14 protein-coding genes and 1 other RNA gene are annotated in these 12,621 nt (G+C 55.1%); 13 read left to right on the forward strand and 2 right to left on the reverse strand.

What is annotated here, in order from left to right; translation table 11 throughout:
- Positions 1-158: 158 nt before the first annotated feature.
- From ybfE to K6123_RS05265, 11 genes are all read left to right on the forward strand, one after another.
- Positions 159-428: a LexA regulated protein gene (ybfE, locus tag K6123_RS05215; protein WP_221794854.1), complete on the forward strand. Its 270-nt coding sequence runs from the start codon at positions 159-161 to the stop codon at positions 426-428.
- 143 nt (positions 429-571) lie between these two features.
- Positions 572-668, forward strand: an RNA gene (gene ffs / locus K6123_RS05220) — signal recognition particle sRNA small type.
- A gap of 81 nt (positions 669-749) precedes the next feature.
- Positions 750-2,948 carry a DNA polymerase III subunit gamma/tau gene (dnaX, locus tag K6123_RS05225; protein WP_221794856.1) on the forward strand — a complete coding sequence of 733 codons (2,199 nt, stop codon included), beginning with the start codon at positions 750-752 and terminating at the stop codon, positions 2,946-2,948.
- Between the two features lie 63 nt (positions 2,949-3,011).
- Positions 3,012-3,338, forward strand: coding sequence for a YbaB/EbfC family nucleoid-associated protein (locus K6123_RS05230; protein WP_221794858.1), 327 nt, complete (start codon positions 3,012-3,014; stop codon positions 3,336-3,338).
- Positions 3,338-3,895 carry a hypothetical protein gene (locus K6123_RS05235; protein ID WP_221794859.1) on the forward strand — a complete coding sequence of 186 codons (558 nt, stop codon included), beginning with the start codon at positions 3,338-3,340 and terminating at the stop codon, positions 3,893-3,895. The genes K6123_RS05230 and K6123_RS05235 overlap by 1 nt, the downstream gene beginning before the upstream one ends.
- 52 nt (positions 3,896-3,947) lie before the next feature.
- Complete coding sequence (gene rnd, locus K6123_RS05240) at positions 3,948-5,084, forward strand: ribonuclease D (RefSeq protein ID WP_221794861.1); 1,137 nt, start codon at positions 3,948-3,950, stop codon at positions 5,082-5,084.
- 68 nt (positions 5,085-5,152) lie between these two features.
- The gene (locus tag K6123_RS05245; RefSeq protein WP_221794863.1) at positions 5,153-5,446 is read left to right on the forward strand and encodes a YcgL domain-containing protein; all 294 of its coding nucleotides are present in this window, start codon (positions 5,153-5,155) and stop codon (positions 5,444-5,446) included.
- The gene (locus K6123_RS05250; RefSeq protein WP_221794865.1) at positions 5,443-5,886 is read left to right on the forward strand and encodes a YcgN family cysteine cluster protein; all 444 of its coding nucleotides are present in this window, start codon (positions 5,443-5,445) and stop codon (positions 5,884-5,886) included. The genes K6123_RS05245 and K6123_RS05250 overlap by 4 nt, the downstream gene beginning before the upstream one ends.
- Before the next feature lies 1 nt (position 5,887).
- Positions 5,888-6,262 carry a hypothetical protein gene (locus K6123_RS05255; RefSeq protein WP_221794867.1) on the forward strand — a complete coding sequence of 125 codons (375 nt, stop codon included), beginning with the start codon at positions 5,888-5,890 and terminating at the stop codon, positions 6,260-6,262.
- A 254-nt stretch (positions 6,263-6,516) separates the two neighbouring features.
- Entirely contained in the window at positions 6,517-7,185 is a 669-nt protein-coding gene (locus K6123_RS05260; RefSeq protein WP_221794869.1) for a YEATS-associated helix-containing protein, read from the forward strand.
- A 73-nt stretch (positions 7,186-7,258) separates the two neighbouring features.
- Positions 7,259-9,475 (forward strand): vWA domain-containing protein, encoded by a 2,217-nt coding sequence (locus tag K6123_RS05265; protein WP_221794871.1) that lies wholly within the window; start codon positions 7,259-7,261, stop codon positions 9,473-9,475.
- A 53-nt stretch (positions 9,476-9,528) separates the two neighbouring features.
- Here the strand turns inward: K6123_RS05265 and K6123_RS05270 are convergent, their stop codons facing one another.
- Positions 9,529-10,737 (reverse strand): DUF3095 domain-containing protein, encoded by a 1,209-nt coding sequence (locus tag K6123_RS05270; protein WP_221794872.1) that lies wholly within the window; start codon positions 10,735-10,737, stop codon positions 9,529-9,531.
- A gap of 289 nt (positions 10,738-11,026) precedes the next feature.
- On the opposite strand from K6123_RS05270, the gene K6123_RS05275 reads away from it, so the two are divergent.
- Both K6123_RS05275 and K6123_RS05280 read left to right on the forward strand, forming a co-directional pair.
- Positions 11,027-11,404 (forward strand): hypothetical protein, encoded by a 378-nt coding sequence (locus K6123_RS05275; protein WP_221794875.1) that lies wholly within the window; start codon positions 11,027-11,029, stop codon positions 11,402-11,404.
- A gap of 101 nt (positions 11,405-11,505) precedes the next feature.
- The gene (locus tag K6123_RS05280; protein ID WP_221794877.1) at positions 11,506-11,922 is read left to right on the forward strand and encodes a hypothetical protein; all 417 of its coding nucleotides are present in this window, start codon (positions 11,506-11,508) and stop codon (positions 11,920-11,922) included.
- A 231-nt stretch (positions 11,923-12,153) separates the two neighbouring features.
- Here the strand turns inward: K6123_RS05280 and K6123_RS05285 are convergent, their stop codons facing one another.
- A complete protein-coding gene (locus K6123_RS05285) occupies positions 12,154-12,393 on the reverse strand; it encodes a hypothetical protein (protein WP_221794879.1) in 240 nt (79 codons plus the stop codon).
- Positions 12,394-12,621: the final 228 nt, after the last annotated feature.

The raw sequence follows: 12,621 nt of genomic DNA on the forward strand, positions 1-12,621 counted from the left end.
GGTTGATTTTCGGCTCGCTGAAATTCACAGGACATGCGTTAGAATAATTCGCCTGCCAGGGTAGCTGCGCAGGCTGCAGCAAGGATTGCGTGCCCGTCAGCGTTGCAATTCAGAAACTGCCCGGCATAATGCCGCCCGTTTTGTTATTCGGTACCACCATGTCAGTTCAGCCTGAAGACCGTACAACCATTGATATGTTTTCGTCACCCCGGAGAGGGCGGCCGAAAAGCAGTCCTTACGACCGTCGTTCCCAGAGCCGCTTTAACAAGCGGTTTCAACGTGAGCGTGATAAGCAACGTGGTTTGCAGCGGCTGGAAGTGAAAATCGACGGCGATATCATTGATCGTCTGGATGAAGTGGCTGGCGAACTGAATCTGACCCGCGCCGATGTGATCAGTCTGGCGCTTAAACAGTGGCTGCATCTCTGATCCGCATTTATACCTGTCTGGGGAAGCCCGGGCTGGACAGATTCAGGAAATTTTCCTGACAGGGCAGATAAGCCCTTGATTCTGTTACAGGTTGTGGGTAGGATGCGCGCTCCTGTCGAAAGTCAGGTCGTTATGGTGGCCTCCACTGGTCCCCTCGCAACGATACACTGCGAACCCCGCCAGGCCCGGAAGGGAGCAACGGTAGTAGTGAACTCGTGTGCCGGGGTGCGGCTGGTGGAGGTCATCTCCAATCCTGACCTGACATCCTGCCGCCAAGCCGTTATCATTCGCACATCGAAGTTTTGCTGAGTCAGCGTTTTCATGAGTTATCAGGTACTTGCACGTAAATGGCGGCCAAAGTTTTTCCATGAAATGGTCGGCCAGGAGCATGTACTGCGAGCGTTGATCAACGCGCTCGATGAACAGCGACTGCACCATGCCTATCTGTTTACCGGTACCCGCGGGGTCGGTAAAACCACCATCGCCCGAATTCTCGCCAAGTGTCTCAATTGTGAGCAGGGCATCAGCTCGCGCCCCTGTGGCGAATGTTCCTCTTGCCGGGAAATTGCCGAAGGCCGGTTTGTTGACCTGATCGAAGTCGACGCCGCTTCCCGTACCAAGGTCGAAGACACTCGTGAACTGCTGGATAACGTCCAGTACGCGCCTACACGAGGCCGCTTCAAGGTTTATCTGATCGACGAAGTGCACATGCTCTCTACCCACAGTTTCAACGCCTTGTTGAAAACCCTGGAAGAGCCACCTGAGCACGTCAAATTCCTGCTGGCTACCACCGATCCACAAAAGTTGCCGGTGACGATTCTGTCGCGCTGTTTGCAATTCAGTCTCAAAAACATGACGCCGGAAAGCATTGTTGGCTATCTGGAAAGCGTGCTGCAGGCCGAAGATGTGGGTTACGAATTGCCAGCGCTGTGGCAACTGGGGCGTGCTGCCCAGGGCAGTATGCGTGATGCCCTCAGCCTGACCGATCAGGCCATCGCGTTTGGTGAAGGCACGGTGCTGGAGCAGCAGGTGACCAGCATGCTGGGCACCATGGATCGTGGCCGTTTGTTCCGTCTGGCTGAAGTGCTGGCGCGGGCCAATCCGCCGGAAGTCTTGCAGGAAGTCGCCGAAATGGCCGAACTGGGGCCAGACTTTGACGAAGTCGTGCAGGGCTTGCTGAGTGTCTGGCACAAGGCGGCATTGGCGCAGGTGGTGCCTGATGCCATCGACAATGCCGAAGGTGATCGTCAGGCGATTCTGGCGTTGGCGTTAGCCATGAATGGCGAAGATCTGCAGCTGTATTATCAGATTGCACTGAGCGGTCGTAAGGATATCGCCCAGGCGCCAGATCCGCGTCAGGGTTTTGAAATGCTGTTGTTGCGCATGCTGGCTTTCCGGCCAATGCCTGAACAGTTGCCAACCGCGCTGGCTGAGCTGGATCTGGCTACCGCACTGACAACCCCACCGTCACAGTTGAATGCGCCGTCAGCGGCAGCAGGCACGGACGACGAGCAAAAAAAAAAGTTTCTGACGGACAGCCCGGCGTCTGAGGCTGTCGTTGAAACTGATACGGCGGCACAGCCTCTGGTCAGCCCAGAGCCGCTGGCCGAGCCTGGCGCCCCTGTCGCTGAAGCACCAGAAACTGTTGAGCAGAAAATAGCTGAGCCAGTTGCGCTTGAACCAGCGCCAGCCGAGCCAACTCCCGTCGAACACGTCACCCAATCCGCCACTGAATCCTCGCCGACGGCCGCCGACTATGGTGATGCCGGGTATGAAAGCGCGGATTATGGCCATTCTGATGATCACGATCAGTCTGCCGGGCATAGCGGCTATGCGGATGAATCCGAAACGCCGCCCTGGGACCCAGACCCGCGGGAACCTGCAAGCGCTGCGGCTATCACGGCGGTTCCTGCTCCAGCGGTTTCAGCTCCACCTGCACCGAAACCAGCTCCTGCTGCAAAGCCGATGGCTGCACCGCCTAACGAGCCGGTAGCACGCCCAGGCGGTTTGAGTCAGCTTATGGAGCAGCCAATGGCGGCTCCGACCTTCACGCCGGAACCCAGAGCAGCCGTTGCTGCGCCGGTCGCCGCTGAGCCGGAAGTTGTGGTACCGGTTGATCAGCTGCCTGAGCTGGCTCCCCATACCTGGTGGATGTGGCTGGCACACTTGCCATTGGCAGGATTGCCGATGAACATTGCCCGCAACAGTGCACTGGTTGCAATCAACGGCAGTCACTATCAGTTTGATGTGGATCCCCAGCAAGGTGCGTTGTTTAACGCCAACCAGCAACAGCGTATTGAAATAGCGCTGCAAACCCTGATACCCGCTGCTCGCGTCGAGATGCAATTGCAGACTCCGCGAGGCGAAACTCCGGACCAGCGACGGCAGCGTTTACATGCCGAATCCGTCTATATCGCGCAGCAATCCATCGAGACGGATGGCCGGGTGAAGAATATACTTTCAACCTTTAATGCCATGGTGGTCGAAGACAGTATTCGGCCGCTGCAGCAATTGTCGTAGTTTGCGGCAGTCGCGGGCATAGCAGACAGACGGCGCCAGGCTGGCGCCACAGAGGAGAACACTATGATCAAAGGTGGAATGGGCAACCTGATGAAGCAGGCCCAGAAGATGCAAGAGCAGATGCAGAAAGCACAGGCTGAACTGGCAGAAGCAGAAGTGACTGGTGAAGCCGGTGCTGGCCTGGTGAAGGTGGTGATGAATGGTCGTCACGACGTCAAGCGTGTTGCCATCGATGATTCCTTGATGGAAGAAGAAAAAGACATGCTGGAAGATTTGCTGGCAGCGGCGGTAAACGACGCAGTGCGCAAGATCGAAGCTACAAACCAGGAGCAAATGTCCAAGCTGACTTCCGGCATGGGCCTGCCACCTGGCTTCAAAATGCCATTCTGATGGCTCGCGGACTGATACCTGCGCCGCTGCAGCAGCTGGCCAGGGCACTCGATGATTTGCCGGGTATTGGTCCATTGGCCGCCGACAGGTTGGCCCGCAAGCTGGCGCTAACGCCAGCCTTGCAAACACGCTTGCTGGAAAGCCTCAGCCAGTTACACGAGCAGATTGGTTTGTGTCCGGTTTGCAGGCATTTCAGCAACAACAACGAATGCAGTTTGTGTCAGCAGCACTGGTGTGCCGGGCCACAAGCCCCGAATGACAGGGTAGTGGTACTGCAGCAGCCAGACTGGTATGAAACCCTGCTGGCCAATGGCCAGATCGATGACAATGACCAGTATTTTGTGTTGCACGGTTTGTTGTCACCGGTTGATGGTATTGGTCCACAACAGCTTGGGCTGGATGGACTCAAAAGCCGCTTTGAAATAACGCAAACTCGCCCCAGGCGCTTGCTGGCCTGTCTGGAAGATTCGGTTGAAGGTAAAACGACCGGGTACTACCTGCAGCGGTTGGCTGCCGGATACGCTATCGAATTCGAGTTGTGCAGCCCCGCTACCTGACGGCCAACAGCTGAGTCCTGCCAGGGCAGGTGGCTCGCGACAGGAGATTTTTTTGACTAAGCCCAATGTTCCGTCACCGGTGTGGCTGACCAGCAACGAGCAACTCGCCTCCGCCTGTGAAGGCTGGCTGCAGCAGCCGTTTCTGGCGATGGATACCGAATTCGTTCGCACCACCACCTTTTTTCCGCAAGCCGGTCTGTTACAGGTTGCCGACGACCAGCAGTGTTATCTGATTGATCCATTGGTGATTGATGACTGGTCGGCCTTTGCGGCGGTATTGCAGCACTCGGGCGTTACCAAGGTATTCCATGCCTGCGCCGAAGACCTTGAAGTCTGCCGCCAGCTGACCGGCGTGTTGCCGTCGCCGCTGGCGGATTCCCAGCTGGCTGCAGCGATGGCCGGGCTGGGTAGCTCACTGGGGTTCCAGAAACTGATCATGGCCTTGCTGGACATCGAGATCGACAAGGAAGAAACCCGATCCAACTGGCTGGCGCGGCCATTAACCGATGAACAGATCCAGTACGCTGTCGCCGATGTCCACTACCTACACCAGATTTATCCGATGCTGGAGCAGCAGTTGCAGAATTTGCAGCGGCTCGAATGGCTGCAGGAAGATTGCGCCCGCATCATTGATGAGCTGTCCGAAGTCGAAGTGCCGGGCAACTACTATCAGCGCGTCAAGCTGGCCTGGAAACTGCGCCCGCAGGAACAGCATATTCTGCAGCGGCTGGTAGTCTGGCGTGAAGCGGAAGCCCGCCTGCGCGATGTGCCGCGCAGCAAGCTGGTGGATGACAACAGTCTGTGGAATCTGGCCCGCTACAAGCCGAAAAACAAGGATCAGCTGGCCAAGGCCGGGGTTCGCAAGGACATTATTCGTCACGATGGTCCGCTGTTGCTGCAAATTGTCGAGCAAGCCCAGCAAGATGAACGTGAACTTTGGCCGACAATACTCGACAAACCGCTGCCGCCGGATGCTGGTCAGCTTCTCAAGAACATCAAGCAAATGGTTGCAGAGCGGGCGGAAGCGCTTAATATTCCGCCTGAAATTCTGGCCCGCAAAAAGCCACTGGAAGCCCTGTTACGGTCGGGCTGGCCTAACAGTCGTTACCAGTTGCCTGAGTCCATGCAGGGCTGGCGACTGGCTGAAATAGGCAGCGCCTTGCTGCAAATGCTTAACGAATCCAACTAACTTCAGCATCGGCTGACTGCTGCCAGCGGGTAGTCGCCAGTCAGCGGCTGAAGCCGCAGGAACGAAATATGAGTAAAGTACTTTGCGACGTGTATAAAAGTCGCAAGAAAGATGAAGCCTACATTTATGTTTCCCGTCAGGGCGGCCTGGAGAAAATCCCTGAAGCCCTGCTGGAAATGTTCGGCAAGCCGCAGCTGGCGATGACGCTGATCATCACCGCCGACAAGCAGCTGGCCCGATACACCGGTGCCCAGATTCTGGAAGCCATTGATAACCAGGGCTTCTTCCTGCAAATGCCACCACCGAAAGAAGAGACCGGTTTGCCGGATTTGTTCTGCAAGCGGGATGACGACAACGCATGAGTCAACAAGCTTTCTTCTGGCAGCGTAAAACCCTCGCCGAAATGAGCCGTGAAGAGTGGGAATCACTCTGTGACGGTTGTGGTCGTTGCTGTTTGCACAAGTTGCAGGATGACGACACTGACGAGGTGTATTACACCGACATTCATTGCCGCTACATGCAGCGGGATAACTGTCGCTGTACTGTGTATCTGGAACGTCAGAAGAAAGTGCCCAACTGTGTCTGGCTGACGCCGGAGCAGGCCAGTGAATTTCACTGGTTGCCGGAAACCTGCGCCTATCGTTTGCTGGCCGAAGGTTATCCGCTGTTTGACTGGCACCCGCTGATCAGTGGTGACCCGGATTCGGTCCATAAGGCAGGCATTTCGATTGCCAACGCCGGTGTGCCGGACGACAAGGTGCCGGAAGATGAGTGGGAAGATCACATAATCTGGAAAGCCTGATATGGATACATTTTTCGACCCCCAACTGGCCTGGACTGCCTATGTGGTGGCTGCCCTGATTGGCAGCCTGTGCTGGCGCGCCATGTTTTTCTTTTTACGCAAGGCAAGCCTGCTGCGCGATCTACTGGTCGTGCTTGGCCCGGTGTTGCTGTTAACCCCGGCGCCACTGACCGTTGGCAGCAGTGATTACGCTCCGGCCTTTATGGTGGTGGCTTTTGCAGCTCTCAATGGTGAACCTGAAAACCTTGCCAATACCGTGCAATGGTGGCTGGCCGGTTTGCTGGTGGGCGTCCTTTACGCTCTGGTACGGATGATTGTCCGGATGCAGGCAAACAAGCCAGCTGAACCGGAAGACGTTGATTACGCTCCAAAATAGTTGATTTTTTGACCTTTCCCCAACAGTAACAGGGTGCCAATGTACTCTGTTCTGTTTCTTTTCGTCTGGTTTCTGGCCTTAACAAAGATCTTTGCTACGTTTACATAGGGTCTCCAACAAAGTTGGCGGTGTGTAAATAAACTGCACCGCCTGACTATTTTCTTCGGAGCCCGGTTTGTAGCTTTAATCGGCACTGCCCGGGGCGCTTTGTCAGCACACGGAAGGCCGTGATCTGATATTGACGAGGTAGCAAAATGGCGAATCATATTTTTATTCTGGCAACCGTGATGCTGTTAGCAGGCATCTTTGGTGGGCTGGTGAACTATTACCTGTATGGCGATAAGGACCCGGATGCAGCCAGTTTGCCCCGATTCCTGGTGGTGGGGGTGGGTGCTTCGTTCCTGGTGCCGGTAGTACTCGACATGGTCAACAGTGAATTGGTACTGGAAAGTCAGGGCGACCCGTCGCGCCTGCTGATCTTTACCGGCTTCTGTCTGATTTCGGCACTGATCAGCCGTTTCTTTATCGACAACCTGTCCGACCGGATTCTTACCGAAGCCAAGGTCGCCAAGCAGCGTTCTGATGAAGTTCATCATAATTTGATCACGATGCAGAAAGAAATCCTGCCGCTGGTCGATACAGAGACTGAACAGGACGGCCTGGTCGAAGATGCTGAAGAATACGATCTGCAACAGGATCTCGATGTGACTTCAACAGAAATTCTCAAAGTGCTGTCTAACGGTCGATTCATTTTCCGTTCGCTGGCGGGCGTATGCCGTGAAGCCAATCAGGAAGAGTCTACTGCCCTGAAAACCCTGCACGTACTGGTTACCCGTAGTCTGGCAGGCAAGGTCAGCAGCAAGAGTGGCGTGCGCTGGCACATCACTGAAAAAGGACGCCGCGTACTGGAAGCCAACCTGTAACAACAGCTGGGCTGTTTTCATTTTCAGAAACAGCCCGCCAGGTTGAGATAGCGAGTGATCCAGGAGCTGGAGAATGCTGAAAAACACGCAAGGTTTGGGTACTCGGGGGCTGATGTCCCTGTTGTTGGTGCTGTCCCTGCTGCTGCCGTTTACGGCCAGAGCGGCGGACGATCGCCCGGTCGATGTGCGGTTGATTATCGATATATCCGGCAGCATGAAAGAGACCGACCCTGGCAATCTTCGGGTTCCAGCACTCAATCTGGTGGTGGAGTTATTGCCGCAAGGTTCGCAGGCCGGTGTCTGGACCTTCGGCAAATACGTCAACATGCTGGTGCCGCTGTCAGAAGTGAACGGTGCCTGGCGGGCGAAGGCCCGCGAAGCCGGACTGCAAATCAACTCGGCTGGCCAACGTACCAACCTTACCGACGCGCTGGATAAGGCGCGCTGGAAAATCAGTGCTGATTCAGGCTATCGCCAAAGCGTGATCTTGCTGACAGATGGCAAGATCGACGTTGCCCCCGGCGGCCCACAAACCGCTGCCAATCAGGCTTCCCGCAAACGCTTGCTGGAAGAAGTGCTGCCAGCCTATCAGGCTGCGGGTGCAAAAATTCATACGCTGGCGTTATCCGACGCTGCCGACCTTGAGCTGCTGCAGCAAATCGCACTGGAAACCAATGGCCTGTATCTGAAAGCCGACAATGCTGAAGAGCTGGGCCGCGCATTCCTGCAAGCTTTTGACCGCTCAGCACCCGCTGATCAGGTGCCTCTGTCTGACAACCGTTTCAATATCGATGCCAGCGTGCGCGAATTTACTGTGCTGGTATTTCGTAAGCCCGGCGCGCGCCAAACCCGCCTGGTTTCACCATCGGGTAAGGGATATCAGTTTGAACTGGCCGATCGCACCATGCGTTGGCACCGGGATTTTAACTTCGACCTGATCACCATCAGTCGGCCGGAAGCGGGCGAGTGGCAGCTGGATGCCGATATCGATCCGGAAAATCGTGTGCGTATTCTTTCCGACCTGAAACTGCAGGTCGATGGCATTGCCGCCACACTGTTCAGTGGTGATCCGCTGGATCTGGCACTGGCGCTGACCAACGAAGGCAAGGTGGTAAAAGAGCCACACATTCTGGGTCTGACCGACTTTACCCTGACGGTCACTACGCCAGACGGTAAAACCGCCAGCAAACTGATTTCTGATCCGGAAAAGCTGCCAGCTGATGGCCTGTTCCGGGAAACTTTTGAGCGCTTTACTCAACCGGGTCAATATCGGTTTGAAGTGCTGGCACAGGGGCGTACTTTTTCGCGTCAACAAAGCCTGACGTCCAATCTGGCTGAACCCTTCAATATCAGCAGCGAGGAGCGCATCGACGACCAGAAAGTCGTGGTCCATGTCGTGCCGCAGTCCGACATGATCGACTCCGCCATGAGTCGGGTACTGGTGCGCACGGTTTTTCCGGACGGCAGCTCCAAAATCGTACCTATGGATCCGGACCCACAAGATAACAGCTGGCGTTTTGAAGCGACCGCCAGCCAGGGCGACGGTCGTTATGTGCTGGAAGTGAACATTCGTGGCGTTACGACCAGTGGCAAAACGTTCCGCAGTCATCCGCAGGAAATCAACATCGACTTCCCGCTCACGGATGACACGATGGGTCTCGACCTGGCATCGAAAGCCGCAGCAGCAGCCAGTCCAACAGTACCCAATATTGCCGTGGCAGCTGCCGTGAACCCGCCGGAACCAGAATCCGCAGCTGCCCAGCCAGAGCCGCCAGCAGCACCAGCCAAACCAGTGGAGCCTGCCAGCGAAGCGGCTGCTAAACCTGAACCGGCTAAACAAGAACCCAGCAAGCCTGTCGTTGCCGCCGATGATCAGGAATCAGGTGTGCTTCTGTGGATTTTGGTCGGCAGTGGTGTGGTCTTGGTAATCGCTGCTGGTGCCGGTTTCTGGTTCTTGCGTAAACGCAAAGCCTCCGGGGCTGCTGGCGGTACTGGCGCCGCAACCGCGGCAGGAGTGGCTGCTGATCAGCTGGATGAAAAAACCCTCGCCCAGAATATACAGAACATGGACGACTTCGAGGCCTTTATGTCTGAAGGTGAAGAACAGGTGCTGGATTCAGCTGATGTCGAAACGGCTGCAGACGAACCGGAAGGGCCGGATACCGTCGCCAGCGACCGTAATGTTGATCCGATGGCCTCGGACGGCGCTGATACCGACCTCAGCAACGTTGACGATGATGACGACTGGGGTGAGTTTGATCTCGACGGTGATGACGAGACCAAAAAATAACGTAATGACCTGATGATCTGGATTGGTGGATGTTCTGCCGCCAATCCTGCGATTCAATCTGAGTTGAACTGCAAACCAGCCAGCTGCTGCTTCAGCTGCCGGGCCGCCAGACTATAGCCTCCATTGGCTCCATCCAGAAAATGCACATGATTGTGCTGGTAATCTGAAACCAGACAGGTGACCAGTGCGCCATCCGAGCAGTGCAGTCCATAACACAGCCGGCCAGCCTTGTGTTGTGGCTCCAGCCAGCCGGTCAGTTGCTGACGTTGTTGGCGGTCGCCGGACAGCACAATGCGGAATACCTCATCACACTTGCGATAATCGGAATTATTGATCAGACGATCCGGGTATTGTCCCCAGTCCGTATGACGCTGTTGGCCACGGTTGATCAGGTATTTACCTGCCAGCGTGCGTAACCAGGCACGCAGCTGATAGTTCCAGCGTCGCCAACGGCCCTGTTGGCCAGTGTGGATGCGGGCTTCTGTTGCCAGCGCCCAAGGGGAGGCGACCAACTGCAGGTTGTCGCGGCTGAGTGGATGGTGTTGCTGGCTGTCGCCATAGATCCGCTGGAGTTGCTGCTGTAGATCGGCGTAGATCTGCGCGGTTGCTGCGTTGGAAATACCAATAGCCTGCACCAGCAGGGCTACCGTTTCCCGTTCAGGACGCTTGACCTTGTGCCAGCGGCATTCAAAGCCGCGGAAGGATACGTCATCAAGCTGCTGGGGGGCCGCACTGCGAAAATCGAGTAGCCAGGGCGAGGGCGGTCCAGGGCGTTTGATCTGACTTTCGGCATAGGCCAGGCCACTGCCACTAAACATGGCTTGCTGGAAGTGTTCGGTCGGTTGGAAACGGGCGACCAGCAAGTCTTGCTGACAGCGCTTCAGCTCACTGATCGGCACCATACCGATGCGTAATAACAAGCCGAATTGCTCATCTGCCATGCGGGCGCTGGCCATCAGGGCGTGGGCTGTCGCTTGCTGGCAACTGTCTGGTACGCAAGCGGCCATGCCGTCGCCGCCAAAGACATAGGGAATTTCAATGCTGTGGCAGGCGTTGAGTACAGAAGCGATAGTGGCGGCGCTGACTGCATTGACATCCTGATAGCGGCCTTCTTCTATGATGCCGGTAGAGCCTTGAATGTCACTGACTGCGACCCACCAGTCATCTGGGAGCTGCTGATAGTGCTCCAGCTCCGTAAAGCGGGCAAAGCGACGGAATGGCTGCAGCTGGGCATAAAAAAGCTCGGTACTGCTGAAGGGCATGATATGACTCGACGGCCAACCTGATAGTGAAAGTCTAGTCAGTCTCTGGTAGACCGCCGTTGGAAGTACTGGCGGTCAGGGAAAGTCAGGTGCTGAATCAGCCGGTGTGCTCACAGATCTGTTTGGGAGCCCGGAAAAGCAGCGTTTCACCCGGTGAACGGCATCAGAGCCGGTGAATGACGGGGGCTGTCGCTGTTGATGAACAGTCTTGTTCCGAACCAGGCTTTGAGTTTGCGCTCAGGCACGCGATGCTTGTGGCCTCATAACCGATAACAAACGAGGAAAACTCATGCCTGCTGATTTCAAACCGGTAGCCTACCTGAAGGACTCCTGTCCTTTCTGCTTCAAGCTGGTGATGTTTCTGGCGGAAGCCGGCTTGATGGACAAGGTCGAAATTATCCGTATCAAGGGCGACGACGAAGCGGAAATGAATCATTACCATCAGCTGCTGCAGGGAAAAACCGGTGCCACGGCCAGCTTCCCCACCATGGAACTGGCACCCGGTGAATTCAGCAGTGATTCTGAAGGTCTGATCAGCCACTTTGCGGCTGAATACGGCGTTGATGTTGCCACTCTGGCGGGCCTGGCTTACTACAAGGACAACCTGTTCCCGGCCTACATCGCTCGCTTCAAGGAACTGAAGGCGCTGAAAGAAAAACTGGGCTGAGCAATCTGGCCAGAATCCGGTGTTGCCTTGCTGCGGCGCCGGGAAATTGCCGCACTGATGGTGTAATCTGCCGCGCATCCAATTTCCGTCAGGAGTGCAGTATGAGTCGTGGCATGCAGTTCTATAGTGTATTTGTGGCCATGCTGGTGATTCTGGTGTTGTTCAAATGGCTCTATCAACCCGGTGACGTTCGCAGCCTCAATGACCTGTTGGCACAAGATTCTTACCTGTCTGAATACCCTTATCATTTTCATGTGATTCGCGTTGAAAACGGCACTGCAGTGATGAGCTCCCCCCGTTCGGCAGCAGTTTCTGTACCTGAGATGATCTCGGCGATTAATCCTGAACTGGCTAATGTGTCGATCAGCGATCCCCGTTATCAGCAAGCCCAGCAGCAGCTGGCCGATCACCAAAGCTACGCTCGCGCACTGGTACTGGGAGCTGAACATGTATCTGCAGTGCAATGGCAGCTGGATGTTGGCTGGTTGAAGGCGAACGGTATCTTTGTTCCTGATTGAGCGGAAGAAAAAGTCACAGTGCCTGTAATCTTCCGCCCGCTGGCCAAAGCATGAGCGTTCTTCAGAACCTTCTTGTCTATGGCAATGTTTTTCACACTGATGTTTCAGCAGGCAATGGTGGAGCGTGTCTGAACCTCGTCAATGCCGCGATAGAACAAGTATCCCTTTGTGGATGGTGACAATCTTCTTACACATATAGTTGGTAGTGGTCTGGGCCATGTCAATGTTAGATCAGGGATAAGGTGCAAGTGCCTTAACGGCAACTGGATTGGCGATACGGCCTACAACTATGGAATGAATAGTCGCACAGATATTTTCTGCAATTGTCCGTGGCAACGCGGGGAAGTTTTTATTCTGTCTAGCAGGCCGTTGATTTTCTATCTGCATCGCCTCTGCAGTGTTAAAAACAGGCTCAAATCGGTCATTGACCACGCATAAACTCCCTCTTTTCTCCTGTTTTTTTCCTTGCATCGACTGCCTCGAAAACAAAAATCAACAGCCTGCTAGAGCCTGGCTCATTGGAGCCTCTGTGAGTACTTGGGCATATCGCTAGTTAGACTTGGGGTGGTTTTTCAGGCTAGCGCAAATAATATAGAAATGTATTTATGCATATTTAATTGAGAGGATTTGATGTTTCCATGATTGATTAAATAATATTTTTGCATGCCATGTCTCATTTTTCATAAAAGTGTAAGGAAT

Origin of the sequence: Oceanobacter mangrovi, from assembly GCF_019740315.1 — a bacterium.
Lineage (GTDB): Bacteria > Pseudomonadota > Gammaproteobacteria > Pseudomonadales > Oceanobacteraceae > Oceanobacter > Oceanobacter mangrovi.

What these genes read in the sequence shown, in the direction of transcription:
- ybfE (WP_221794854.1), top strand. Translation starts at nt 159, where the DNA reads ATGTCAGTTCAGCCTGAAGACCGTACAACCATTGATATGTTTTCGTCA.
- dnaX (WP_221794856.1), top strand. Translation starts at nt 750, where the DNA reads ATGAGTTATCAGGTACTTGCACGTAAATGGCGGCCAAAGTTTTTCCAT.
- K6123_RS05230 (WP_221794858.1), top strand. Translation starts at nt 3,012, where the DNA reads ATGATCAAAGGTGGAATGGGCAACCTGATGAAGCAGGCCCAGAAGATG.
- K6123_RS05235 (WP_221794859.1), top strand. Translation starts at nt 3,338, where the DNA reads ATGGCTCGCGGACTGATACCTGCGCCGCTGCAGCAGCTGGCCAGGGCA.
- K6123_RS05245 (WP_221794863.1), top strand. Translation starts at nt 5,153, where the DNA reads ATGAGTAAAGTACTTTGCGACGTGTATAAAAGTCGCAAGAAAGATGAA.
- K6123_RS05250 (WP_221794865.1), top strand. Translation starts at nt 5,443, where the DNA reads ATGAGTCAACAAGCTTTCTTCTGGCAGCGTAAAACCCTCGCCGAAATG.
- K6123_RS05255 (WP_221794867.1), top strand. Translation starts at nt 5,888, where the DNA reads ATGGATACATTTTTCGACCCCCAACTGGCCTGGACTGCCTATGTGGTG.
- K6123_RS05260 (WP_221794869.1), top strand. Translation starts at nt 6,517, where the DNA reads ATGGCGAATCATATTTTTATTCTGGCAACCGTGATGCTGTTAGCAGGC.
- K6123_RS05265 (WP_221794871.1), top strand. Translation starts at nt 7,259, where the DNA reads ATGCTGAAAAACACGCAAGGTTTGGGTACTCGGGGGCTGATGTCCCTG.
- K6123_RS05270 (WP_221794872.1), bottom strand. Translation starts at nt 10,737, where the DNA reads ATGCCCTTCAGCAGTACCGAGCTTTTTTATGCCCAGCTGCAGCCATTC.
- K6123_RS05275 (WP_221794875.1), top strand. Translation starts at nt 11,027, where the DNA reads ATGCCTGCTGATTTCAAACCGGTAGCCTACCTGAAGGACTCCTGTCCT.
- K6123_RS05280 (WP_221794877.1), top strand. Translation starts at nt 11,506, where the DNA reads ATGAGTCGTGGCATGCAGTTCTATAGTGTATTTGTGGCCATGCTGGTG.
- K6123_RS05285 (WP_221794879.1), bottom strand. Translation starts at nt 12,393, where the DNA reads ATGCAAGGAAAAAAACAGGAGAAAAGAGGGAGTTTATGCGTGGTCAAT.